Origin of the sequence: uncultured Schumannella sp., from assembly GCF_905479755.1 — a bacterium.
Lineage (GTDB): Bacteria > Actinomycetota > Actinomycetes > Actinomycetales > Microbacteriaceae > DCRR01.
In genome coordinates, this window is record NZ_CAJQNT010000003.1 from 151,873 (window position 1) to 177,394 (window position 25,522).

Genomic DNA, 25,522 nt, shown 5'->3' on the forward strand with positions numbered 1-25,522 from the left:
CGCCACATCCGCGTGCCGCACGCCGCACGCGCCGGCGTCAGGGATGCATCCCGCGCACCCCAAGCTCGACGGCGGACACCTCCTGGGGCGGCGAGGCCGCCGTCGCCGGGTCGTCGAGGATCGGCTGCCAGGCGAGTTCGGCCGCACCAATCAGCAACCGATCTTCCCCGAGCCCCGCCGGCTGGATGCGCACACCCTCGAACGCGGCCGGCACGGTCGAGGCCTCGACCGCCCGTTCGAACCCGGCCGGGTCGCAGGCCAGCAGGCTCGCCAGGAACCCGCCGAGCACGACCAATTCGGGATTCATCACGTTGATCGCATTGCTCAGCGCCACCGCGAGCACCCGCTGTTGGCGCGCAATCTCGGCGCGGACGCCCTCGTCGGTGCTCGCCAGCAGCGCGCGCTCCAGCTGCGGCTCGTCGGCGCCGGCCAACCCGAGCACCGCGAGCAGGCGGGCGCGACTCACCTCGTCCTCGAGCGTGCCGTGCTCGGTCACCCGGTCGGCCGCATCCACGAGCCCGGGGCGGTTCTGCCCGAACTCGCCCGCGTAGCCGTGCGCGCCGCCGAGCAGGTGCCCGTGCACGATGACACCGCCACCGATACCGCTGGCACCACCGTTCAGATAGACCAGCTCCTCGACGCCACGGCCGGCGCCGAAGATGCGTTCGGCGAGCGCGCCCAGACTCGCGTCGTTGTCGACCACCGTCGGCAGCCCGAGACGTTCCGCCACGAGCGACGCGATCGGTTCGTCGCGCCAATCCAGGTGCGGGGCCCAGCGCACCACCCCATCGCTCGCCCGCACGAGGCCCGGCACGGCGAGCCCGGCGGCACGCAGCACACGGCCCGGGGTGATCGTCTCGCGGTAGTGATCGACGATGTCGGCCACCATGTCGGCCGCTTCACGCGCCGTGATCGCATGGTCCACTTCGCGCCGGATGCGGTGCTCCACGCGCGCGCCGAGGCCGACGATTGCGACGGTCACGGCATCCAATTCCGGGTTGACGGCCACGACGGCCGGGCCGGGGTTCGGGCGCACAACCGGAGAGGGCCGGCCGACCCGGCGGGTGACCTCGGCGTCGGCCTCCTCGACGAGCCCGAGCGCGTCGAGCTCGGCGACGAGGGAACCGATGGTCGAGCGGTTCAGGCCGATCTCGGCGGTGAGGGCGGCGCGCGAGGCGGGACCGCCGTGGTGCACGCGCGTCAGCACGGCCGCCAGATTGCGGCGGCGGACCCCGTCCGACCCGTCCTTCACGCTGACCATCCGTTCACCATATCCGTGCGCGGGTCCGCGGCATCTCTCTCGCGCGGCGCGCGCTTCATGATATAAGTTGGGGAACGCAACATTTCGCGTTCACCGTCGAACCAGGAGCATCATGGCCCTCCATCCCACCCCCGCCGACAAGTTCACCTTCGGACTCTGGACCATCGGATACAACGGCACCGACCCCTTCGGCGGCCCCACCCGCAAGCCCCTCGACGTCGTGCACGCCGTCAACAAGCTCGCCGAACTCGGCGCCTACGGCCTCACCTTCCACGACGACGACCTGTTCGCCTTCGGGTCGACGCCCGCCGAACGCGACAAGGAGATCGAACGCCTCAAGGGCGCCCTCGCCTCCACCGGCATGAAGGTGCCGATGGTCACCACCAACCTGTTCAGCGCGCCCGTCTTCAAAGACGGCGGCTTCACCTCCAACGACCGCGAGGTGCGGCGCTTCGCGATGCGCAAAGCGATGCGTCAGCTCGAGCTCGGCGTCGAACTCGGCGCCACCACCTTCGTCATGTGGGGCGGCCGCGAAGGCGCCGAATACGATGCCGCCAAGGATGTGCGCAGCGCGCTTGAGCGGTATCGCGAGGCGCTCAACGTCTTCGGTGACTATGTGAGCGACAAGGGCTACGACATCCGCTTCGCCATCGAGCCGAAGCCGAACGAGCCGCGCGGCGACATCCTGCTGCCCACCGTCGGGCACGCGATGGCGTTCATCGAGACGCTCGAGCGCCCCGAACTGTTCGGCCTCAACCCCGAGGTCGGGCACGAGCAGATGGCCGGACTCAACTTCACCGCCGGCATCGCGCAGGCGCTCTACCAGGGCAAGCTGTTCCACATCGACCTGAACGGGCAGCGCGGCATCAAGTACGACCAGGACCTCGTGTTCGGGCACGGCGACCTGCACAACGCGTTCTCGCTCGTCGACCTGCTCGAGAATGGCGGCCCGAACGGCGGACCCTCCTACGACGGCCCGCGGCACTTCGACTACAAGCCGAGCCGCACCGAAGACGAGACCGGGGTCTGGGATTCGGCCGCCGCCAACATGCGCACCTACCTGCTGCTCAAGGAGCGCGCCGCGGCCTTCCGCGCCGACCCCGAGGTGCAGGAGGCGCTCATCGCCTCGCGCGTGCCGGAGCTCGCGGTGCCGACCCTGGCTGCGGGCGAGACCTACGACGACCTGCTCGCGGACACGAGCGCGTTCGAAGACTTCGACGCCGACGCCTACCTCGGCGGCAAGGGCTTCGGCTTCGTGCGTCTGCAGCAGCTCGCCACCGAGCACCTCCTCAACGCCCGCTAATGCCCATGCGGGTCGGCAGGGATGCATCCCGGGCGCCAGCGAGTGCCGCGCGCGGCACGCGGTTGGCGCGCGGGTCACGCGGTCGGAGTGATTCGTGACGCTCGTCGCCGGAATCGACTCCTCCACCCAGAGCTGCAAGGTCGTGATCCGCGACCTCGAGACCGGGGCCGTGGTGCGCACGGGTCGAGCCGCGCATCCGGACGGCACCGAAGTGCATCCGGATGCCTGGTGGACCGCCCTCACCGAGGCGCTCGCCGACGCCGGCGGCCTCGATGACGTCGCCGCGATCTCAATCGGCGGCCAGCAGCACGGCATGGTCGTGCTCGACGCCGCGGGCGAGGTAATCCGCCCGGCGCTGCTCTGGAACGACACCCGCAGCGCCGCCGCCGCATCCGCGCTGGTCGCCGAGTTCGGCGCGGCCGAGCTCGCCCGACGCGCCGGCAGCGTGCCCGTCGCGAGCTTCACTGCGACCAAGCTGCGCTGGCTGCGCGACGCCGAACCGGAGAACGCCGCCCGCGTCGCCGCCGTCGCGCTCCCCCACGACTGGCTCACCTGGCGACTACTCGGCTACGGGCCCGCGGGCGTGAGCCCATTCGGCCCCGACCTCGCCGCGCTCACCACCGACCGGTCCGACGCAAGCGGCACCAGCTACTGGAGCCCCGCCGACGGCGCGTACGATCGCGATCTGCTCATCGCCGCGCTCGGCCACGACGCCATCCTGCCGCGCGTGCTCGGCCCGGCCGACTCCGCCGGGGCGACCACCGCGCACGGTCCGGTGCCCGCCGGCCTCGTCGTCGGCGCCGGCGCGGGCGACAACGCGGGTGCCGCGCTCGGCCTGGGCGCACGCCCCGGCGACGTGGTCGTGTCAATCGGCACCAGCGGCACCGTCTTCGCGGTAACCGAGCAGCCGGTGCGCGACGAAACCGGCACGGTGGCCGGATTCGCGGATGCCTCCGGCGCCTACCTCCCCCTCGTCGCCACGCTCAACGCGGCCCGCATTCTCGACGCGACGGCGCGGCTGCTCGGAGTCGACCACGACGAGTTGGGGCGGCTTGCCCTCGCCGCCGAGCCCGGCGCCGCAGGTCTCGTCCTGCAGCCCTACTTCGAGGGCGAACGCACCCCGAATCGCCCCAACGCGACCGCGACCCTGTTCGGCATGACGCTCGCGAGCACCACCCGCGAGAACCTGGCCCGGGCGGCCGTGGAGGGACTGCTGTGCGGCCTGGCCGACGGGCTCGACGCGGTGCGCTCGCACGGGGTGTCGGCCGAGCGTGTGCTGCTGGTGGGCGGCGCCGCCCAGAACCCGGCGGTCGCGACGATCGCCGCGCAGGTGTTCGACGCGCCGGTGGTCGTCCCGGAGCCCGCCGAGTACGTGGCCCTCGGGGGTAGCGTGCAGGCGGCATGGGCACTCACCGGTTCGCGACCGGACTGGCCGATCGCGGTAGCCGCGGCTCCGGTGGCCGACGTGCGTCCGGTGATCCGCGAACAGTACGCGGCGCGCGCGTAGCCAGCAGTCGCGGCCGAGCCCGCACGCTGAAGGACGGCAACCGCGTGACTCACGCGGCCGCCGAGTGCCGCACGCCTCACGCGGTGGCGTCAGGGATGCATCCCGAGCGCGCCAGCGGGCCGCCGCACCCCGAGCAGCACCACGGCCGCGCGCCCAGCGCACCCGCACACGTCACCCGTGCAAACGCGCCTACCGCGTGACCCGCGACGTAAGGGAGTGCCGCGCGCGGCACTCCCTTACGTCAGGGATGCATCCCTGCCAGCTCAACGGCCTCCGTTGCGGCGCTTGTTGAAGACGTCGAAGGCGACGGCGAGGAGCAGCACGAGACCCTTCACGGCCTGCTGCCACTCGATGCCGATGCCCATGATCGACATGCCGTTGTTCAGCACACCGATGATGAGACCACCGATGATCGCACCACCGATGGTGCCGATGCCGCCCTGCACCGCCGCGCCGCCGATGAACGCCGCCGAGATCGCCTCCAGCTCGAAGCCGTCACCGGCCTTCGGCCCCGCGAGGTTCAGTCGCGCGGTGAAGATCAACCCGGCGAGCGCCGCCAGCACACCCATGTTGACGAACAGGAAGAAGTCGACCTGACGCGTCTTGATGCCCGAGAGTTCGGCCGCGTGACGGTTGCCGCCGATCGCGTAGACGTGACGCCCGAAGACGCTGCGGTTCTGGATGATGCCGTAGATCAGCACGAGCGCCGCCAGCACGATGAGCGTCACCGGGATGCCCTTGAAGCTCGCGAGCGCGAAGCTGAAGGCGCCGAGACCGCCGATCACGAGCAGGATCTTGGCGACGAACCAGAACACCGGCTCCACGTCCTGCGCATAGGACTGGCGGGCGCGGCGCGTGCGCCAGGTCTGCACGATGATCGCGATGATCGCGATCGCACCGACGGCGAGGGTGAGGGGATCGACGGCGAACTCCCCGAGCACATCGGTCAAGAACCCGTTCCCGAGCGCTCGGTACTCCTCCGGGAAGGAGCCGATGTTGGCGTTGCCGAGCGTCACGAGCGCGAGCCCGCGGAAGATCAGCATGCCGGCGAGCGTCACGATGAACGCGGGGATGCCGACGTACGCGATCCAGAACCCCTGCCAGGCGCCGACCAGGGCTCCCACCGCGAGGGCGCCGATGATGGCCAGCCACCACGGGAATCCGAGGTCTCGAATGAAGACGCCCGATACCGCCCCGATGAACGCGGCGACCGAGCCGACGGAGAGGTCGATGTGGCCGGCGACGATCACGAACACCATGCCGATCGCGAGCACGAGGATGTACCCGTTCTGCACGATCAGGTTGGAGATGTTCTGCGGCCGCAGCAGGATGCCGTCGGTCGTGATCGAGAAGAACACGATCACCGCGATGAGCGCGATGAAGATTCCGTTCTTGCCGAGATCGGACACGACGTGGCTGAGCGCCGCCGTGAACCGGTTGGTGGGCATGGGGGTCGTTTCCGCAACGTCAGTGCGCGTAGTGGGTTCGGACATCAGCGTGCGTTCTCCATGGTCATGAGCTTGATGAGTGCTTCAGGGGTGGCTTCCTTCACGGGCAGCTCACCCGTGATGCGGCCTTCGGACAGGGCGTAGATGCGGTCGCTGATCCCGATGAGCTCGGGCAGCTCGGAGGAGATGACGATGATCGCCTTCCCCTGCGCCGCGAGGCGATTGATGATCGTGTAGATCTCGTACTTCGCACCGACGTCGATGCCGCGAGTCGGCTCGTCGAGAATGAGCACGTCGGGGTCGGCGTTGATCCACTTGGACAGCACGACCTTCTGCTGGTTTCCGCCCGACAGCTTGCCGGTCGGCACGAGCACGCTCGGGGCCTTGATGTTCATGCTCGCGCGGTACTCGTTGGCGATCTTGAAGTCTTCGTTGTCGTTGACCAGACCGAAGCGCGAGATCTTCTTGAGCGCGGCGATCGAGATGTTCCGCTTGATGTCTTCGATCAGGTTGAGACCGTAGTGCTTGCGGTCCTCCGTCGCGTAGGCGAGTCCGTGCTCGATCGCCTCGGCGACCGAACGCGTCGTGATCTCGGTGCCGTTCTTGAAGACCTTGCCGGTGATCCGCGTGCCGTAGCTGCGGCCGAACAGGCTCATCGCGAACTCGGTCCGCCCGGCGCCCATGAGGCCGGCGATGCCGACGATCTCGCCCGCGCGCACGTGAAGGTTGACGTTGTCGACGACGACGCGCGTCGGGTCCTGCGGGTGATGCGCCGTCCAGTTCTCGACGCGCAGCACCTCCTCGCCGATGTGCGGCGTGTGGTCGGGGTAGCGGTGCTCGAGGTCGCGCCCCACCATGTCTTTGATGATGCGGTCCTCGGTGACATCCGACTTGGCGATCGTCTCAATCGTCCGGCCGTCACGGATGACGGTGACGCTGTCGGCGATCTTCTTGATCTCGTTGAGCTTGTGGCTGATGATGATGCTCGTGATGCCCTGCCCCTTGAGGTGCAGGATCAGGTCAAGCAGGTGGTCGCTGTCCTCGTCGTTGAGCGCCGCGGTCGGCTCATCCAGGATGAGGAGCTTCACCTCCTTGGACAGCGCCTTGGCGATCTCGACGAGCTGCTGCTTGCCGACGCCGATATCCATGATGCGGGTGAGCGGATTCTCGCTCAGTCCCACGCGCGCCAACAGCTTGGCCGCTTCGTGGTTGGTCTTGTTCCAGTCGATCAGGCCGACCGGGTTCTTCACCTCGTTGTTGAGGAAGATGTTCTCGGCGATCGAGAGGTAGGGGCTCAGCGCGAGCTCCTGGTGGATGATGACGATCCCCTCAGCCTCGCTGTCGCGCAGGTTGCCGAACTCGACCGTCTTGTTCTCGAAGACGATCTCGCCCTCGTAGGTGCCGTGGGGATACACCCCGGACAGCACCTTCATGAGCGTGGATTTCCCCGCGCCGTTCTCGCCGCAGATGGCGTGAATCTCGCCGCGCGCGACCTCGAGGGTCACCTTGTTGAGCGCCTTCACACCCGGGAACGTCTTGGTGATCGATCGCATTTCGAGGACGTTCTGCGTCATCTCTCGTCCGCTTCCTTACGTCGTTGTCGGAGGGGATCGGTGGTGGGAGGGCTCCCCCACCACCGATCCTTCAGGTTTCACTCGTGGAGCGCTAGCGCTCCCGCGTGAATGGGTATCCGAAGTGGATTACAGACCGAGGTCCGCAGCCGTCCAGTACCCGGTGTCGACGAGCGCCTCTTGCACGTTCGCCTTGATGACCGGAACCGGCGCCAGCAGGTAGGACGGAACGACCTTGACCTGGTTGTCGTAGGTCTCGGTGTCGTTCACCTCGACCTCGGTGCCTTCGAGGATCGCGATCGCCATGCCGGCCGCAACCTTGGCCAGCTCACGCGTGTCCTTGAAGATGGTCGCGTACTGCTCGTCCGCGAGGATCGACTTCACCGAGTCGACCTCGGCGTCCTGACCGGAGATGATCGGGAAGTCGTCGCCGACCGTGTAGCCCGCGTCGGTCAGAGCCGAGATGATGCCACGGCTGATTCCGTCGTAGGGCGAAAGCACGGCGTCGACCTTGTCGCCACCCGAGTAGTTCGCGGTGAGGAGGTCCTCCATGCGGCTCTGAGCGGTCTCGCCGTCCCAGCGGAGCGTGGCGGCCTGCTCAATCGAGGTCTGACCCGACTGCACGACGAGCGTTCCGTCATCGATCAGCGGCTGGAGCACATCCATCGCGCCGTTGAAGAAGAAGAACGCGTTGTTGTCGTCGAGCGAGCCCGCGAACAGTTCGATGTTGAACGGTCCGGCCGGCGCATCCGCGATCGGCGTGCCGTCGAGCTCAGTGAGACCGAGACCGTTGAGCAGCGTCCACGCCTGCTGCTGACCGACGAGGAAGTTGTCGAACGTCGCGTAGTAGTCGACGTTCTCGCTTCCGACGATCAGACGGTCGTAGGAAATCACCGGGATCTCGCTGTCGGCCGCCGTCTGCAGCACGTTGCTGAGGGTGGTGCCGTCGATCGCCGCGATGATGAGCGCCTCGGCGCCCTTGGTGATCATGTTCTCGACCTGCGAGACCTGGGTGGGGATGTCGTCCTCAGCGAACTGCAGGTCGACCGTGTAGCCCTGCGCCTCGAGCGCCGCCTTGAGGGCGTCACCGTCGGCGATCCACCGCTCGGACGAGCGGGTCGGCATCGCAACACCGATCAGACCGCCCTCGCCTTCGCTGCTGCTGCCGTCTCCGGGCGCGCAGGCCGCGAGGCTGAGCGTCAGTGCACCGGCGGCGATGCCGGCAAGAAGAACCTTTGCCTTCTTCACTGTGTTTCCTTTCATCATGTGAGGTTGGTGCCTCATCCGGTGTCGTCGATGAACATCGGATGCCTCCCCGAATCCGCAGATCCGGCAAGTCTTGTGGGGGGCGCTACAAGCCCTGTGCCAATCGGTAGTAGGCGGCGTTCGAGCGCAGCTCGCGCTCGAAACCGTCGAGGGTGGTGTCGTCGGTGATCGCCAGGAGCTCGATCTTCGACATGCGCGCGAAGTCCTGAAAGACCTCGAGGCCGACCTGGGTCGACATCACCGTGTGGTGCGCGGCGCCCGCCATCAGCCACGCGGTCGCGGAGGTCCGGAAGTCGGGCGCGGGCTTCCACACGGCGCGGCCGACCGGCAGCTTCGGCATCGGTGCGGGCAGCGCCACATTCTCGACCAGGTTCGCGACGAGGCGGAAGCGGTCGCGCTGATCGCTCAGCGCCACCACGATCGCGGGGCCGGCATCCGCGGTGAACACGAGCCGCACCGGGTCGTCTTTGCCGCCGATGCCGAGCGGGTGCACTTCGAGGCTCGCCTTCTCGCTCGACAGCGACGGGCTCACCTCGAGCATGTGCGCGCCCAGGATGAGCTCGTTGCCGGGCTCCAGGTGGTAGGTGTAGTCCTCCATCAGGCTCGCGCCGCCGGGGAGGCCCGCGCCCATGACCGCGGCCGTGCGCACGAGCACCGCGGTCTTCCAGTCGCCCTCGGCGCCGAAGCCGTAGCCGTCAGCCATGAGGCGCTGGACGGCGAGGCCGGGCAGCTGCGGGAGCGTCCCGAGATCCTCGAAGGAGGTGGTGAATGCGGAGAATCCGCCGGCTTCGAGGAAGGAGCGCAGGCCCAGTTCGATGCGCGCGCCGTCGCGGAGCGCGGCGTGGCGCGCCGCGCCCGGGTGCAGTTCGGGGGCCACGTGGTAGCTGTCGAGGTACTCGGCCACCAGCGCGTCGATGTCGGTGTCGCTCGCCGCATCCACCGCCGCCGCCAGCTCGTTGACGCCCCAGGTGTTGACCTGCACGCCGAGGCGCAACTCGGCCTCCGTCTTGTCGCCCTCGGTGACGGCGACGAAGCGCATGTTGTCGCCGAAGCGCGCGAGCTTCATCGTCTGCGTGGCCCAGCGCCCCGCCGCGGCGCGGGCCCACGAGCCGACCCGCGCCGTGACGGCGGGGTCGGAGACGTGCCCGACGACGGTGGTGCGCGGGATGCCCAGACGCGTCTCGATGTACCCGAACTCGCGGTCGCCGTGCGCGGCCTGGTTGAGGTTCATGAAGTCGAAGTCGATCTCGCCCCAGGGCAATTCGACGTTCGCCTGCGTGTGCAGGTGCAGCAGCGGCTTCTGCAACGCATCCAGGCCCGCGATCCACATCTTGGCGGGGCTGAAGGTGTGCATCCAGGCGATCAGGCCGATGACCTTCTCGTTCGCGTTCGCCTCGAGAATCAGCTTCTTGATGCCTTCACTGTCGGTCAGCACCGGCTTCCAGACCACGGTGACCGGCACATCCGCCGACTCGGCGAGTCCGCGCACGACCGCCTGCGACTGCTCGGCGACCTGGGCGAGCGTCTCGGGGCCGTAGAGGTGCTGGCTCCCGGTGAGGAACCACACCTCGAACGAGCCGAGGTCGGGGATGATGCTGCGGGCGGTCACTGGAGTTCTCCCTGGGGCGCTTGGCCGTAGACGTTCTGGTAGCGATCGAAGAGGGCGTCGATGCGGTCCTGCGGCAGCGGCAGCGGATCCCCCAACTGGCGCGAAATGTGGATGGTGCGGGCCGCGTCCTCGCACATCACGGCCGCCTTGACGGCGTCGCGGGCATCCGCGCCGATCGTGAACGGTCCGTGGTTTTGCATCAGCACGGCGCGCGAGCGGTGGCCGCGCAGGGTCTCGACGATGCCGCGCCCGATCGAGTCGTCGCCGATGATCGCGAACGGGCCGACCGGGATCTCGCCGCCGAACTCGTCCGCCATGCCGGTGATCACGCACGGGATCGCCTCGCCGCGCGCCGCCCAGGCGGTCGCGTAGGTGGAGTGCGTGTGCACGACTCCGCCGACCTCCGGCATCTCGCGGTAGACGTAGGCGTGTGCGGCGGTGTCGCTCGACGGGCTGCGGTCGCTGCCCGGGGTGGAGCCGACGACGGTGCCGTCGAGGTGGCAGAGGATCATGTTCTCCGGTGCCAGGTCGTCGTAGGCGACGCCGCTCGGCTTGATCACGAACAGGTCGGCGCCGGGCACGCGACCGCTCACGTTGCCGCCGGTCCAGACGACGAGCCCGTAGCGGGTCAGCTCACGGTGCAGGCCGGCGACCTCGTCGCGCACGCGCGCGATCGCCACCTCGATCTCGGGAGAGAACGCGTTCATGCCAGCACCTCCCGCCGGCGCGCCTTGAGCCGCTTCATCACGTCGTTGCCGCCGCGGCCGAAGTAGTCGTGCAGCTCTCGGTATTCCGCGTAGAGGGCGTCGTAGGCATCCGCCGACTCCGGATTTGGGGTGTAGACGTTGCGCTCCAGCTTGCCCATCGCCTCGCTCGCCGCGCGGATGTTCTCAAAGGCTCCGGCCGCGACCGCCGCGTGAATGGCGCTGCCGAGCGCCGGGCCCTGCTCGCTCGCGATGGTGGAGATCGGCATCCGCAGCACGTCGCTGTAGGTCTGCATGAGGTGCGGGTTCTTCAGCAGGCCGCCGGCGACGATGAACTCGGTGACGGGGACCCCGGATGCGGCGAAAGTCTCCACGATCCCGCGAGTGCCGAAGGCGGTCGCCTCCAGGAGCGCCCGGTAGACCTGTTCGGGGCGGGTCGCGAGCGTCAGGCCTAGGACGAGGCCGGACAGTTCGGTGTTGACGAGCACCGAGCGGTTGCCGTTGTGCCAGTCGAGGGCGAGCAGGCCGTGGGCGCCGACCGGTTCGGTGAAGGCGAGATCGGTGAGGTACTGGTGGACGCTCTGGCCCGCCGCGGCGGCGGCCTCGTGCGCGGCGGCCGGCACCTGGTTCGCCACATACCAGGCGAAGATGTCGCCGACGCCGGACTGCCCGGCCTCGTAGCCCCAGAGCCCGTCGACAATGCCGCCGTCGACCGCGCCGCACATGCCGGGAACCTCGACGAGGCGCTCGCCGTTCATGACGTGGCAGGTGCTGGTGCCCATGATCGCGACCATCTGGCCGGGTTCGACGGCGCGGGCCGCGGGGGCGGTGACGTGCGCGTCGACGTTGCCGACCGCGACGGCGATGCCTTCGGGCAGCCCCGTCCAGGCGGCCGCCTCGGCGGTCAGTCCCCCGGCGCGGGCGCCGAGGGCGCCGATCTCGTGCTCGAGCTTGTCGGTGGCGAAGTCGACGAACGCGGGGTTGAGGGCGGCGAGGAAGTCGCGACTCGGGGAGGCGCCGTCCTGGAAGATGCCCTTGTAGCCGGCGGTGCAGGCGTTGCGAAGGTAGCGGCCCGACAGCTGCCAGACGATCCAGTCGGCGGCCTCGACCCAGTGATCCATCGTCTCGAAGATCTCGGCGTCCTCTTCGAGCAGCTGGAGCGCCTTGGCGAACTCCCACTCGCTCGAGATGAACCCGCCGTAGCGCGGCAACCAGCTCTCGCCGCGCTCGGCGGCCAGGGCGTTGATGCGGTCGGCCTGCGGCTGGGCGGCGTGGTGCTTCCAGAGCTTCACGTAGGCGTGCGGTCGGTCGGCGAAGCCGGGCAGCTCGCAGATCGGGGTGCCGTCGGCCGTGACCGGCATCGGCGAGGATGCGGTGAAGTCGGTCGCGATGCCGATCACCTGGGCGGGGTCGATGCCCGCATCCGCGAGGGCGGCCGGCACGGCGATGCGCAGCACCTCGCGGTAGTCGTTCGGCACCTGCAGCGCCCACTCGGGCGGGAGTGCCGCGCCGGTGGCGGCGAGGGTGGTGTCCATGACGGCGTGGCGGTATTCGTGGACGCCGGCGCCGAGCTCGGCGCCGTCCGCGACGCGGACGACCACGGCGCGGCCGGAGAGGGTGCCGAAGTCGACGCCGATCGTGTACTGATCGGCGGACTCTGCGCCCGGGGCGGTCGTTGCTTCCACGTACTGACTCCGTTGTCTGGATCTAGGACCCGTGATGTGACCGTTCACACCAACGAGAGGACTCTACTCGCGAAACGGTCACATTTGTCAAATGTCTTTCGGTCACCGTTCGGTAACGGTCGCGAGATTGGGGCCGCGCGCGGGCCTACACCGGGCCGGTCGACTCGCGCAGAATCAGCTCCGGCAACACCATCTGATGGTCGGTCGACGTCTCACCACGCAGCTCGGCGAGCAGAATCGACACCGCGCGTCGTCCGATCTCAACAAAGTTCTGCCGAACGGTGGTGAGCGGAGGAGCGAAGTGCGCCGCCTCCGGGATGTCATCGAAGCCGACGACGCTCAGGTCATCCGGCACCTGGAGGCCCAGCTCGCGCGCCGCGTGCAGCAGGCCGAGCGCCATCTGGTCGTTCGCGACGAAGACCGCCGTGAAGTCGCGCACGCGCAAGAGCTCGAGGCCCGCGTAGTAGCCGAACGAGGCCGTCCAATCGCCCAGAATCGGGGCGCGGGTGCGGGCGTCGGCATCCGCGAGCGCCTCCAGGTAGCCCTGCATCCGGGCCTCGGCCTCGATCCAATCTTGAGGCCCCGCCAGGTGCAGGATGTCGCGGTGGCCGAGATCGAGGAGGTGTCGCGTCGCGAGTCGCGCGCCCGCGACCTGGTCGACCGAGAGGCTGCGGCGCGGGTCTCTGCCGGTCGATTCGAGGGTCACGATCGGGACGCTCACCGAGAGATCCTGCAGCGCCTCGAACACACGAACCTGGGGGGCGATGACGACGAGCGCCTCCACCGCCTGGCTCATCAGGTAGTCGACCCCAGCCTTGATCGAGGCGTACTCGCTCGAGGCCGTGTTGGTGATGCTCAGGCGATAGCCCGCCTCGCGCGCGGCCGCCTCGATCGCGGCGATGCTGGTGGCGGGCCCGTACTGGGAGGACTGCGACGAGAGCACGCCGATGGTGCGGGAGCGGCTCGTGACGAGCGCGCGCGCGGCCTGGTTCGGCCGATAGCCGAGTTCGTCGATGGCCTGGAGCACGCGCTCACGCGTGGCGGGCCGAATCGCCTCGCTGTCGTTGAGCACGCGAGAAACGGTCTGGTAGGACACCCCGGCCACGCGAGCGACATCGCGAATATTGGGCGCGCGAACCTTCTCCGGTTCCATCACACCGTCCTCTGTCTCGCCGTGTGTACGTTCACACGGCTACTCCGCCCATTATGCCGAGCGCGCCGCCCCCGGGCGAGCCCCACCCAGGCGAGTCCCCGCCGCGCGCCCCGCGCCCCGCGCCCAACCGCGTGACTCGCGCCGCATCCGCGTGCCGCACGCCGCACTCGCTCGCGTCAGGGATGCATCCCTGCCGTCACAAACGGGTGAGGGCGGAGTGGAGGTCGGCGAGGAGGTCGTCGACGGACTCGATGCCGACGGAGAGACGCACGACGTTCTCGGGCACCTCGAGCTGGGTGCCCTTGACGGAGGCGTGGGTCATCTCGCTCGGGTAGCAGACGAGCGACTCGACACCGCCGAGCGACTCCGCCAGCTGGAACAGCTCCATCGACTCGGCGAAGCGCCGCGCAGTCTCGCCCCCGCCGCGCACCGCGACCGAGATCATGCCGCCGAAGCTCTTCATCTGGCGCGCGGCCAGCTCGTGCCCGGGGTGATCCGGCAGACCCGGGTAGTACACCCGCTCGAGCTTCTCGTGCCCGACGAGCGCCTCGGCGATGCGCTGCGCGTTCGAGGAGTGCCGGTCCATCCGCACACCGAGGGTCTTGATGCCGCGCATGGTGAGCCAGGCATCCATCGGACCGGAGACGGCGCCGACCCCGAACTGCAGGAAGCCGACCTGATCGGCGAGGGATTCCCCGCGCACGAGCGTCTCGTCCTTCAGGATGACCGCTCCGCCGAGCACATCGCTGTGACCGCCGAGGTACTTGGTCGTCGAGTGCACGACCACGTCGGCGCCGAGCGACAGCGGCTGCTGCAGGTAGGGCGACGCGAAGGTGTTGTCGACCACGACGATCGCGCCGACGCGGTGCGCGAGCTCCGCGACCGCGGCGATGTCGGTGATCTTCATGAGCGGGTTGCTCGGCGTCTCCAGCCAGACGACCTTGGTGGCGTCGGGGCGCAGGGCGCTCGCCACCGCATCCAGATCGCCCATCTCCACGGTGGAGAGCGAGACGCCCACGGGCACGTGCACGCGGCTCACCAGTCGGTGGGTGCCACCGTAGACGTCGTTGCCCATCAGGATGTGGTCACCCGGCTTCAGCGCGGCCCGCAACAGCGTGTCCTCAGCCGCGAGACCGGAGGCGAAGCTGAAGGCGCGGTCGCCGCCCTCGATCGAGGCGAGCAGGGTCTCGAGCGCCGTGCGGGTCGGGTTGCCGCCGCGCGTGTACTCGTAGCCGCCGCGGAAGCCGCCGACGCCGTCCTGCACGAACGTGGTCGTGAAGTAGACCGGCGGGATGACCGCGCCGGTCGTCGGGTCGAAGTCCTGCCCGGCGTGGATGGCGCGCGTGGTGAAGTCGTTCTCGGAGTTCATGGGGTTCTTCTCTTCGTCAGGATGCGAGGGCGCGCGCGAGCGCACCGCGAGTCAGGAGCGCGACCGGTTTGCCCTGGTCGAGCACGAGCCCGGCACCGGTCTCGGCGAGGGCGTCGCGGGCCGCCTCGAGCGACTGCGCGAGGCCGACGAGCGGAAGCACATCGCCGATGAGGGCGTCGATCGGGTGGGCGGGGGTCACCTCGCCGGCGAGGAGGGCATCCACGAGGGCGCGTTCGGTGACCGTTCCGGCGACCTCCCCGAGCACGACCGGGGTCTCGGCCTTGAGCACGGGCAGGGCGGGCGTGTCGGCGGCGCGCAGCGCGGCGACCGCCTCGGCGACCGTGTGGTCCGGCCGCAGGTGCGGAAGAGCCGCGGCATCGACCGCCCCGAGCACGTCGGCGACGGTGCGCCCCTCCCCTGCAACACCGAAGCCGTGCCGATCCATCCAGGTGTCGTTGAAGACCTTGCCGAGGTAGCCGCGGCCGCCATCGGGAAGCAGGATGACCATGACATCGTCAGGTCCGAGGTCGCGGGCCGCCTTGAGTCCGCTCGCAATCGCGAGGCCACTGGATCCGCCGACCAGCAGCCCCTCCTCGCGCGCCAGCCGGCGGGTGAGGTCGAAGCTCTCGGCGTCGCTGGAGGCGATGATCTCGTCCACCAGGCTCGGGTCGTAGGCGGTCGGCCAGAAGTCCTCACCGACGCCCTCGACCAGATACGGCTGCCCGGTGCCGCCGGAGTAGACCGAGCCCTCCGGGTCGGCGCCGATGATGCGCACGCCGGGGTTCTGCTCCTTGAGGTACTTGGCGACCCCGGAGATTGTGCCGCCCGTGCCGACGCCCGCGACGAAGTGCGTGATCTTCCCCTCGGTGTCGCGCCAGATCTCGGGACCGGTCGTCTCGTAGTGGCTGAGCGGACCGTTCCGGTTCGAGTACTGGTCGGGCTTGAAGGCGCCCGGCAGCTCGCGCGCCAGCCGATCGCTCACGTTGTAGTACGAGCGCGGATCTTCGGGGGCGACGTTCGTCGGGCACACCACCACCTCGGCGCCGTAGGCCTTCAGCACGTTGCGCTTGTCTTCGCTGACCTTGTCGGGGCAGACGAACACGCAGTGGTAGCCGCGCTGCTGCGCGACCAGGACGAGGCCGATCCCGGTGTTGCCGCTGGTCGGCTCGACGATGGTCCCCCCGGGAGCGAGCTTGCCCTCGCGCTCGGCGGCGTCGATGATCCGCGTGGCGATGCGGTCTTTGGAGGACCCACCCGGGTTCAGGTACTCGATCTTGGCGAGCACGGTCGCCTCGATCCCCTCGGTGACCGAGTTGAGCCGCACGAGTGGCGTGTTCCCGACGAGGTCCAGGACGGTTCCGGCGAAATGCATGCCCCGAGCCTACTTCCGACTCGGCCTGTGTTACCGGGCCTAGTAGGCGATCAGACGCGAGCCGCTCGGCGGCTCCAGACCGGCGGCAGCGAACGCCTCGAAGGTGCGATCACGTCGGTTGTCGATCTCGCGACCGTACTCGCGCGCGAGACTGCGCCGGGTGCGCACCAGCTCGTCGAGCGTCTCCACCGGAATCAGCAACACGGTCAGCGGCGTCAGCGCGACCACGCTCGAGGCGATCCCCTGGCGCGTGAGCGAGGTCAGACCGAGCGCGTCGTCTCGCCCGAAGTCGGCGACATGCAGCACCTCGCCCGCCGGCCCCTCCGCCGACATGCGGGCCTCGCCCGACACGATGTAGCGCACCCCGTCGGGCACGGTCGCGGGTCGCTGCACGCACTCGCCCTCGCCGTAGCGCTCCAGGCGCACGCTCTCCAGCAGCCGCTCGATGTCGGGGGGCTCGACCGAGAGCCGCGGGGCGAGCCGGGTGAGCGCGGCGCGCGTGCGCTCCCGACTGGTGAACGGATCCGTGAGGTCGCGATCCAGGTGCAGTCCGGCACGCCGGGCGGCGTACCAGAGCCGGCGGCGGAACAGACCGACGGCACCCCATTCGGAACCGGGGCTCGCCAGCGGGATCCCGACCTCGTAGAAGCCTTTGCGCAGCGGGATCGCGCTGGGGCCCGACTCGGGATGCCGCTGGGGCAGGTCGGTCGCGACCGCCAGCACGAGCGCGAGCACGTCGTCGGGCGGGTCGTCGGTCGCGAACCGCACCTGGACCGAGGCCTCGTAGGGGTTGCGCGCCCGACTGAGGTTGACGAACGCGTCGCCCGCGAGGGCGGAATTCGGCACGACGCGCAGCCCGTTGTTGGTGTCGAAGTGCGTCGCGCGCCAGTTGACCTCGACGACGCGGCCCTTGCCGAATCCGGTCATCAGCCAGTCGTCGACCTGGAAGGGGCGCTCGAACAGCAGGAACAGGCCCGCGACGACCGGTCCGACGGCGCCCTGCAGCGCCAGGCCGATCACGATCGAGCCGACCCCGAGCGCGGTGAAGAGGCCGCCGACGTCGGCGCCCCACACCCAGGAGAAGATGATCGCGACGGCGACGACGATGAGCAGCGCCCGCCCCAGGTCGATGAAGATCTTGGGCAGTCGCTGGCGCCAGCTCCCCTCGCGCGCTTTCGTGAACACGACGAGGTTGACGCCGTTGATCAGCACGAGCACCACGAGGAAGCCGAACGCGGTCGCCGTGACCTTGAACCAGTCGACATCGCCGGCGAGGTAGCGCGTCTGCGCGAGCAGGACGAGGAGTGCGCCGAGCGGCACCACCCAGTCGCGCACCAGGCGCACGATTCGCGCCGCACCGCGCCCGCTCCGCGCCAGCGCCGCATGAATCTCGGTGAGCACGAGCAGCGTGATCGGCAGTCCGACGATCACGAGCGCCGCGGGCCAGAACCACGGTTCGGCGAACAGCTCAGCCATCGACCTCGGCCGCCTCGACCCGCCACACGCGGTGGGCGGCGCCGCCCGAGTCGACGCTGCCGACCTCCACGAACCCGGTCGAGTCCGCGAGGCGCTCGCGCACCCGATCGCTCGCATAGATGCCCGGCTCGGTGCGCTCGCCCTGCAGCTGGAACGCGAGGCTCACGGCGTCGCCCCACAGGTCGAAGATGACGTGCGACCGCCCGATCAGCCCGCTCGTCACGGTGCCGAGGTCGATGCCGGCGCGAAGCTCGAGCGAGGTGCCGTGCTGCCCGTTGAAGCGGTGCAGGATCGCTTCCAGCTCGAGCGCGAAGTCGACCACGCGGCGCGCGGCATCGATGCGCGGCACGGAGAGTCCGCAGCTGGCGAGGTAGCCCTGCCGGGTCGTGCGCACGCGCTCGACGCCGAGCCGGTCGGCGGCGTCATCGAAGTTCTTCACGAGCTCGTTGAGCACCTCCAGGCCATGCTCGCTGTCGAGAGTGCGGCTGAAGGCCTCGAAGCCGACGATGTCGGCGAACAGCACGCAGGCCTCCGTGTGGTCCTGCGCGATCGTCTGGGCGCCCTCCCGGTAGCGCTTGGCGAGGGACTCGGGCATGAGCGAGAGGATCAGGCGGTCGTTCTCTTTCTGCTGCTCCTCCAGCAGCTCCGCCTTCACCTGCAGGCTGCGCGACATCTCGTTGAACGCCCCGGCGACGGCCGCGAGTTCGTCGGTCGATCCGGCGTCCACCTCGACGCCGGTCTCTCCGGCCGCGATGCGTTCCGCGGCGAGCCGCAGCCGCCGCAGCGGCCGCACCAGGAACTGGGCGATCACGAGCGAGAGCACCGAGATGACCAGCACGAGGATCGCTGAGGAGATGATGAGGTTCGCGGTGAAGGCGGAGACCGGCGCAAAGGCCTCGCTCGTGTCGACCGCCGCGACGATCACCCAGCCGAGGTTCTGCACCCGCAGCGGTGCGTACGCCGAGATGGTCTCGGTGCCGAGGTAGCCGGGCGCGACGAGGGTGCCGGATTCGCCGCGTTGCGCGCGTTCGACCGCATCCGTGACGGCCGGCTGCAGCAGCAGCGACTCGCCGCGCTGCACCGCCAGCTCGATCGCGCTCGGCTCGACGCCCATCCGTGTGGCCTGCTCGATGTAGCGCTCGGGGTCTTCGAGGAGTTCGCGCGAGGGCGAACGCATGAGGTCGTCGCGACCGACGAGGTAGCTCTCCCCGGTCTCGCCGAGTCCCCCTTCGGCCCAGGCGCCCCCGCCGGTCATGACGTCGGCGATGCGATCGATCGGCATCTCCACGGCGAGCGCCCCGGTCACTTCGCCGTCGCGCGAGATCAGGCTGACCCCCCAGGCGGCGGGCGAATCCAGCGACGGCCGGTACGTCTCGAAGTCGGTGAAGACGACCGAATCCAGGAGCCTGCTCGACATGGCCGTCGTGTACGCCGATGCGAGGTTGGAGACCCGATACGGACCCGAGACGAGATTCGTCCCGAGGTCGATCCCTTTGTAGGCCGAGTAGACGACGTTGCCGTCGAGGTCGATCAGCAGCGTGTCCTGGTAGTCGAGCTGCGTCGTCATCCGGGCGAAGTAGTCGTGGTATTCGGCGTGCACCGCCGACCAGGCGCTGCCGTCGCCCGCATCATCGATCGCGATCGCCTCGGCGAAGTCCGCGGGCGGACGCGTGTAGTAGTACTGCAGGTAGCGCCCGGCGGGCTGGCTGGGGATGAACGCCGAGACGTCGACCGCCGCCTCGCCGACCGCGGCCGCGAGTTCGGGCGCGAGCTCGTCGCGATAGTAGGCGTCGAGCGCCGCGCTCTGTTCGCCCGACAGCGACGACTCGGCGAGCTCGGCGAACGCGGCATTGAACTGCTCGGATGCCCCCATGACGCTCTCGCCGCGCGCGTGCACGAGCATCGAATTCTCGATCGTGTCGAAGAGCCCGGCGATCTCGCGGGCGCGGGAGTCGCGGACTTCGACGACCCGGTCGGTCGCCGCCGCGCGCAGCGATTCGGTGCCGCTGACGTACCCGATCAGGCCGATGACGACGTTGGAGGTCACGCTCACCAGGAGCAGCATGATGAGGAGCATCGACTGGATGCTGAGGCCCGTTCGGCGGCGGCCTCCGGTCGCGATCGGGAGAGGTTCCGACATCTCGAGTCCTCCTCAACGGTAGCCGCACTCTATCGGGCGGGCTTCGTCGGGGGAAGAGCTACGTCGCCAGGCGCTGCCGTGCGAACAGGCGCGCGTACACGCCGTCGGCGGCGAGCAGTTCGGCGTGCGTGCCGCTCTCGACGATGCGTCCGCCGTCGACGACGAAGATGACGTCGGCATCGACGACCGTGGAGAGCCGGTGCGCGATCGCGATCGTGGTGCGCCCGCGGGCGGCGTCGTCGAGGGCGCTCTGCACGACGCGCTCCGACACGGTGTCGAGGGCGCTCGTCGCCTCGTCGAGCACGAGCACGGCCGGGTCTTTGAGCAGGACGCGCGCGATCGAGACGCGCTGCTTCTCGCCGCCGGAGAGCCGGTAGCCGCGCTCCCCCACGATCGTGTCGTAGCCCTCGGGGAAGCTCATGATCGTGTCGTGGATGTTGGCCGCGCGTGCCGCCTGCTCCAGTTCCGCGTCGCTCGCCCCCGGTTTCGCGTAGCGGAGGTTTTCGGCGATCGAGGCGTGAAACAGGTAGGTCTCCTGGCTCACGATGCCGATCGAGTGAAGCAGCGACTCGTGGCGCAGCTCCCGCACATCGTCGCCGGCGAACAGCACGCGTCCGCTCGCGACGTCGTGCAGCCTCGGAACGAGATAGGAGACGGTCGTCTTGCCCGCGCCGGACGGCCCGACGAAGGCGGCGTACTGGCCGGGTTCGATGCGGAAGGCGAGACCGTCGAGGGTCGGCGGGGTGTCCTCCCCCGCATCCGGATACCGGAAGACAACGTCCTCGAACTCGATCATGCCGAGCCGGGACTCGTCGACCTCGCGCGCATCCGGACGGTCGGTGACGGCGGGACGCAGGTCCAGATACTCGAAGATCCGAGCGAACAGCGCCTGCGAGGTCTGCAGGTCGAGGGCGACGCGCAACAGGCCCATGAGCGGCCAGCTCAGCCGGGCCTGCACCGTGGTGAAGGCGACGATCGTGCCCGCCGTCACCGGCACGTCCTGGAGGATCAGCCAGGCGGCGACCAGATAGATGAGGGCCGGGATCACCGAGAGGAACACGTTCACCATCGCGAAGAACCACTGGCCGCTCATCGCGAGCCGGACCTGCAGGCCGATCTGGGTGTCGTTCTCGTCGCGGTAGCGCCCGATCTCCCAGCCCTGGCGGGTGAAGCTCTTGGCGAGCAGGATGCCGGAGACGCTCAGCGTTTCCTGCGTGATCGCGGTCATGTCCGACAGCGACTCCTGGGTCTTCGTCGCGATGCGCGCCCGCACCTGGCCGACCTTGCGCTGCGCGATCACGAGCACCGGCAGGAGGATCACCGCGACGATTGTCATCTGCCAGCTCAGGATGAGCATCGACACCAGCGCCGCGATGACGGTCACCGTGTTGCCGATGACGCTTTGGATGGTGTTGCTCAGCACGCCGGCGACGCCGCCCACGTCGTTTTGCAGCCGCGACTGGATCACTCCCGTCTTGGTGCGGGTGAAGAACGCGAGCTCCATCGACTGCAGGTGCGTGAACAACCGCACCCGCAGCTCGCCCATGACGGTGTTGCCGACGCGGGCGGTGAGGTAGGTCTGCCCGATGCCGATGCCCGCCGAGGCGAGCCAGAGCACGATCATGAGCGCCACCAGCTCGAGCAGCACCGGCACGTCGGGCGAGCCTTCCGGCGGGAACAGCCCGAGGTCGAAGGCCTGCTGGGTGAGCAGCGGCGGCAGCACGCTCAGCGCGGCGCTGATCAGCACGAGGGTGATCGTGACGGTGAGCGCGCGGCGGTGCGGGCGGAACAGTTCCCCGATGCGCGGGAGCAGGTCGGGGATGCGCGGCGCCGCCTGGTTCTCGGCGCGCTGCGCCGCCGCATCCGCCCCACTCACCCGGCCGCGACCTCGGCCGGCCGGGCCGACACCGCCACCTCGTCCGCCCATGCTCATTCTGCGAGCCTAAGCCGCGGGCGCACCGAAGCGCCGGGTGGCGAGTTCCTGGTGCTCGCCACCCGGCGTCGGCCGGGGTGTGATCAGCCCTTCGTGGAACCCGCGAGGAGTCCGCGCACGAAGTAGCGCTGCAGCGAGAAGAACACGATCAGCGGCACGATGAGCGCGAGGAACGCGCCCGCCGGGAGCAGTTGCGTGTTGCGACCGAAGTTGCCGACGAGTTCGGCCAGGCGCTGCGTCAGCGGGGCGACATCGACCGTGCCGCCCGAGAACACGAGCGCCACCAGCAGATCGTTCCAGACCCAGAGGAACTGGAAGATGCCGATGCTCGCCAGTGCCGGCACCGACAGCGGCAGGATGATCCGGAAGAACATCTGCGTGTGGTTGGCGCCATCGACGCGCGCGGCCTCGATCACGTCGGCCGGGATCTCGGAGATGAAGTTGTGCAGCAAGAAGATGCACAACGGCAACCCGAAGATCGTGTGCGCGATCCAGACCGCCGGGAACGTTCCGCTGATGCCGAGCACCTGCGAGAAGATCTGCAGCAGCGGAATGAGCGCCATCTGCAGCGGCACGATCTGCAGCGCGAACACGAGCACGAACACCGCGTTGCTGCCCGGGAATTTGATCCAGGCGAACGCGTACGCCGCCATCGAGGCGAGCACGATCGGGAAGAGTGCGCTCGGGATCGCCACGACGATCGAGTTGATGAAGTACGAACCAAGGTTCGCCGAGGAGGCGCCGCCCGAGAACAGCACGTCGCCGTAGTTTTCGAGGCTGAACTGCGGGTTGACGAAGATGTTCCACCACCCGCTCGTGCGGATGTCGTCGGCCGGGCGGAACGAGTTGACGAAGAGCCCGAAGGTGGGGATCGTCCAGACCACGGCGATCAGGATCGCCGCCGCCGTCGCGCCGCGCGAGGTCAGGCGCTGCTTGACGCGCTTGAGCTTGGGGCCGTTGCCTTCCGGGTTCGGCTTTGCCACACCTGCGGTGGCCGCGACGCCGCTCATCGGATCTCCTTCTGCTTGCGCATGACTCTCACGTTGTAGATCACGATCGGCAGAACCATGATGAACAGGACGAGCGCGAGCGCCGAACCTTGGCCGAACTCGCCACGGTTGAAGGCCTGCGTGTACATCTCGTTCGCGATGACGCTGGTGTCGAAGTTTCCGCCGGTCATCGTGCGAACGATGTCGAAGACCTTCAACGTCGCGATGGTGATGGTCGTGACGACGACCACGAGGCTTCCGCGGATTTCGGGGATCGTCACGTTGGTGAACTGCTGCCAGGCGTTGGCGCCATCCAGTCGCGCCGCCTCGAGGCGTTCGATCGGGACGCCCTTGATCGCCGCCGAGAGCAGCACCATCGCGAATCCGGTCTGAATCCAGACCATCACGATGATCAGGAACAGGTTGTTCCACGGCGAGTTGATGAGGAACTGCTGCGGTTCGAGCCCGAGCCAGACCAGCACCTGGTTGAGCAGACCGATCTGCTCGAAGCCCGTGGCGCGGTACTCGTAGACGAAGCGCCAGATGATGCCGGCGCCGACGAACGAGATCGCCATCGGCATGAAGACCAGCGACTTCAGAACCTTTTCACCGCGCGACTTGTCGATGAACACCGCGTAGGCGAGCCCCACGACGGTGGAGATGGTCGGCACGAGCGCCACCCAGAGCAGGGTGTTGCCGAGCGTGGTGACGATGTCCGGCTGGGTGAACATCCAGACGAAGTTGTCGATGCCGATGAATTCGCCCGTGCGGTTGGTGAAGGCGAGATACGTCGTGCGCACCGCGGGGTAGATCAGGCCCACCGCGAGCAGGATCATGGCGGGCGCCACGAAGGCGAGCAGCTGCAGGAAGTCGCGTCCGCGCTTCGGCGCACGATCTGCAAGGAACAACACGAGCCCGACGACCGCGATAAAGGCGACCAGGCCGATCGCGAAGACTCCGAATTTCTCCCAGAGTGCGCCCCAGAAATCGCCCCGGGCGGCGAACGGCACAGCTCCGGCCAACATCCCCGGCATCATCATCATTGACACGCCAGTTCCTCCCTTTGGTGTGTGAACGCTACCGAGCAGTCGGCCCACCGAGCAAGATGCCCGGTGGGCCGACCACTATTCAGTTGAGGCCGATCGACCTACGGGTACGTGCTGTCGATGAACGTCAGCACCTCGTCGGTGCTCTTCGTTCCGACCACCCAGTCGACCATGCCGGTCCAGAACGAACTCGTTCCGACCGCGGCCGGCATCAGGTCGGATGCGTCGAACGCGAACACGGTGTCTTCACCCTGCAGGATCTCGATCGAGGCACGGCCGAGCTCCGATCCGGCGAGCGAGGCGTCGAGGCCCTTGTTGGCGCTGATGACGCCGCCGAGAGCAACTCGGTTGTTCGCCCAGGTGTCGCTGGAGAGGTAGGTCTGCAGCGCGTCGACGGCTTCGCCTTCGACGAACTTGGCGACGAACTCGCCACCACCGGTCACCGAGTCACCCGCGGTGGGGTCGGTCTTCGGGGTGATGAACGCCCAAATGTCACCATCCGGTGCGACGGTCGTGCCCTCGGGCCACTGCGCCTCGTAGAACGAGGCCTGGTGGTGCAGCGAGCAGTTGCCGTCGAGGATCGGCAGTCCACCGTCGTTGAAGGTGGTCGACACGATCGACTCCACGCCACCGAAACCACCGTTGACGTAGTCCGGGTTCAGGATGATGTCTCCGACGAGGTCGAAGGCTTCACGGATCTCGGGCGAGTCGAACTTCAGCTCACCGGCGACCCACTGGTCGTAGGCCTCGGGACCGGCGGTTCGAAGAACGGCGTCTTCCACCCAGTCGGTGCCCGGCCATCCGGTCGCGTCACCGGAACCGAATCCGACACACCACGGCTTGTAGGTCGCGGTGTTGTTGCCCGACATCGTCTCGGTGAGGGCCATCATGTCGTCCCACGTGGTGGGAACCTCATAGCCGTTGGCCTCGAACTCGGCCGGCGAATACCAGATCCAGCCCTTGACGCTCGCCATCAGCGGCGCGGCGTAGAAGGTGCCGTCGATGGTGCCGTAGCCCTTCCAGCTCTCCGACCAGAACTCGTCGACGTTGTCTTCGACCGTGGAGGCGGCGGGAAGCACGTAGCCGTCTTCGACGAGGCGCTGCAGGAGTCCCGGCTGCGGAATGATCATGAGCTCCGGCGCGTCACCCGCGGCGGCGCGCACGTTGATCTGGGTCTCGGCCTCTTGCGTGCCGACCGTGTCGACCGTGATGCCGGTGCAGTCTTCGAAGTCGAACATCGACTCGACCAGCTGGTCGAGCTCGACGCCCTGAATCGTCGTGTAGAGCTCGACGGTTTCGCCGTCGAACGTGCCGTACTGCTCGTAGGCCGAGCAGTCCAGGTCGCCGGTGCCGCCGCTGTCCGTCGTCGTCGTACAACCGGCGAGGGCGAGGCCCGCGATTCCGGCCGCCGAAACCGTCGCCAGCAAGCGACGTTTGGTGAGTGAACGCACTGTGGTCCTCCTCGTTGAGGGTCTGAGTGCCCGCGCATCGCGGACACGGTGTGGTGGTGGTGCAGGTCGGAACTGACGCCGTTGCTCGCGAAAACTCGAGGCCATACGGAACCGGTTCCAGTCCCCACGCTAAGCGGTCTCCCGACCGGGTGCAAGCACAAAAACCGGACGACACCATTTCGTGACTCAATCATCCGTCACCTTCTGGGCGGCCCCCGGTCGCGCGGAGCTGCCCGATG

The 25,522-nt window shown here is 68.6% G+C and carries 18 protein-coding genes; 2 read left to right on the forward strand and 16 right to left on the reverse strand.

From position 1 onward, the window contains the following. Positions 1-37 precede the first annotated feature (37 nt). Positions 38-1,261 (reverse strand): ROK family protein, encoded by a 1,224-nt coding sequence (locus tag QZ258_RS00885; protein WP_294178160.1) that lies wholly within the window; start codon positions 1,259-1,261, stop codon positions 38-40. Between the two features lie 112 nt (positions 1,262-1,373). Between QZ258_RS00885 and xylA the strand changes: the two genes are divergently transcribed. Beyond that, positions 1,374-2,564 carry a xylose isomerase gene (gene xylA / locus QZ258_RS00890; RefSeq protein WP_294178162.1) on the forward strand — a complete coding sequence of 397 codons (1,191 nt, stop codon included), beginning with the start codon at positions 1,374-1,376 and terminating at the stop codon, positions 2,562-2,564. Between the two features lie 94 nt (positions 2,565-2,658). Then, positions 2,659-4,071, forward strand: coding sequence for a xylulokinase (xylB, locus tag QZ258_RS00895; RefSeq protein WP_294178164.1), 1,413 nt, complete (start codon positions 2,659-2,661; stop codon positions 4,069-4,071). Positions 4,072-4,334: 263 nt separating this feature from the next. Here the strand turns inward: xylB and mmsB are convergent, their stop codons facing one another. The 15 genes from mmsB to QZ258_RS00970 all read right to left on the reverse strand — a co-directional run bounded on the left by mmsB (position 4,335) and on the right by QZ258_RS00970 (position 25,283). Then, the gene (mmsB, locus tag QZ258_RS00900) at positions 4,335-5,519 is read right to left on the reverse strand and encodes a multiple monosaccharide ABC transporter permease (protein WP_294178166.1); all 1,185 of its coding nucleotides are present in this window, start codon (positions 5,517-5,519) and stop codon (positions 4,335-4,337) included. A gap of 44 nt (positions 5,520-5,563) precedes the next feature. Continuing rightward, positions 5,564-7,093 carry a multiple monosaccharide ABC transporter ATP-binding protein gene (gene mmsA, locus QZ258_RS00905; RefSeq protein ID WP_294178168.1) on the reverse strand — a complete coding sequence of 510 codons (1,530 nt, stop codon included), beginning with the start codon at positions 7,091-7,093 and terminating at the stop codon, positions 5,564-5,566. A gap of 126 nt (positions 7,094-7,219) precedes the next feature. Further along, positions 7,220-8,338: a multiple monosaccharide ABC transporter substrate-binding protein gene (gene chvE, locus QZ258_RS00910; RefSeq protein ID WP_294178170.1), complete on the reverse strand. Its 1,119-nt coding sequence runs from the start codon at positions 8,336-8,338 to the stop codon at positions 7,220-7,222. 103 nt (positions 8,339-8,441) lie between these two features. Then, the gene (araA, locus tag QZ258_RS00915; RefSeq protein WP_294178300.1) at positions 8,442-9,950 is read right to left on the reverse strand and encodes an L-arabinose isomerase; all 1,509 of its coding nucleotides are present in this window, start codon (positions 9,948-9,950) and stop codon (positions 8,442-8,444) included. A gap of 11 nt (positions 9,951-9,961) precedes the next feature. After that, a complete protein-coding gene (locus tag QZ258_RS00920; RefSeq protein ID WP_294178172.1) occupies positions 9,962-10,672 on the reverse strand; it encodes an L-ribulose-5-phosphate 4-epimerase in 711 nt (236 codons plus the stop codon). Next, positions 10,669-12,354, reverse strand: a complete 1,686-nt coding sequence (gene araB, locus QZ258_RS00925) for a ribulokinase (protein ID WP_294178174.1) — start codon at positions 12,352-12,354, stop codon at positions 10,669-10,671. Before araB ends, QZ258_RS00920 begins: the two co-directional genes overlap by 4 nt. Before the next feature lie 145 nt (positions 12,355-12,499). Next, entirely contained in the window at positions 12,500-13,507 is a 1,008-nt protein-coding gene (locus QZ258_RS00930; RefSeq protein WP_294178176.1) for a LacI family DNA-binding transcriptional regulator, read from the reverse strand. 196 nt (positions 13,508-13,703) lie between these two features. Then, positions 13,704-14,876, reverse strand: coding sequence for a cystathionine gamma-synthase (locus QZ258_RS00935; protein ID WP_294178178.1), 1,173 nt, complete (start codon positions 14,874-14,876; stop codon positions 13,704-13,706). 16 nt (positions 14,877-14,892) lie between these two features. Beyond that, complete coding sequence (locus QZ258_RS00940) at positions 14,893-16,248, reverse strand: cystathionine beta-synthase (RefSeq protein ID WP_294178180.1); 1,356 nt, start codon at positions 16,246-16,248, stop codon at positions 14,893-14,895. 39 nt (positions 16,249-16,287) lie between these two features. Next, positions 16,288-17,724 (reverse strand): mechanosensitive ion channel family protein, encoded by a 1,437-nt coding sequence (locus QZ258_RS00945; protein WP_294178181.1) that lies wholly within the window; start codon positions 17,722-17,724, stop codon positions 16,288-16,290. Then, the gene (locus QZ258_RS00950) at positions 17,717-19,864 is read right to left on the reverse strand and encodes an adenylate/guanylate cyclase domain-containing protein (protein WP_294178183.1); all 2,148 of its coding nucleotides are present in this window, start codon (positions 19,862-19,864) and stop codon (positions 17,717-17,719) included. The genes QZ258_RS00945 and QZ258_RS00950 overlap by 8 nt, the downstream gene beginning before the upstream one ends. Positions 19,865-19,922: 58 nt before the next feature. Next, positions 19,923-21,791 (reverse strand): ABC transporter ATP-binding protein, encoded by a 1,869-nt coding sequence (locus QZ258_RS00955; protein ID WP_294178302.1) that lies wholly within the window; start codon positions 21,789-21,791, stop codon positions 19,923-19,925. 89 nt (positions 21,792-21,880) lie between these two features. Next, on the reverse strand, positions 21,881-22,807 hold the full coding sequence (locus tag QZ258_RS00960; protein WP_294178184.1) for a carbohydrate ABC transporter permease: 927 nt from the start codon (positions 22,805-22,807) through the stop codon (positions 21,881-21,883). Next, entirely contained in the window at positions 22,804-23,811 is a 1,008-nt protein-coding gene (locus tag QZ258_RS00965; RefSeq protein ID WP_294178186.1) for a carbohydrate ABC transporter permease, read from the reverse strand. The genes QZ258_RS00960 and QZ258_RS00965 overlap by 4 nt, the downstream gene beginning before the upstream one ends. 122 nt (positions 23,812-23,933) lie before the next feature. Then, entirely contained in the window at positions 23,934-25,283 is a 1,350-nt protein-coding gene (locus QZ258_RS00970; protein ID WP_294178187.1) for an ABC transporter substrate-binding protein, read from the reverse strand. Positions 25,284-25,522: the final 239 nt, after the last annotated feature.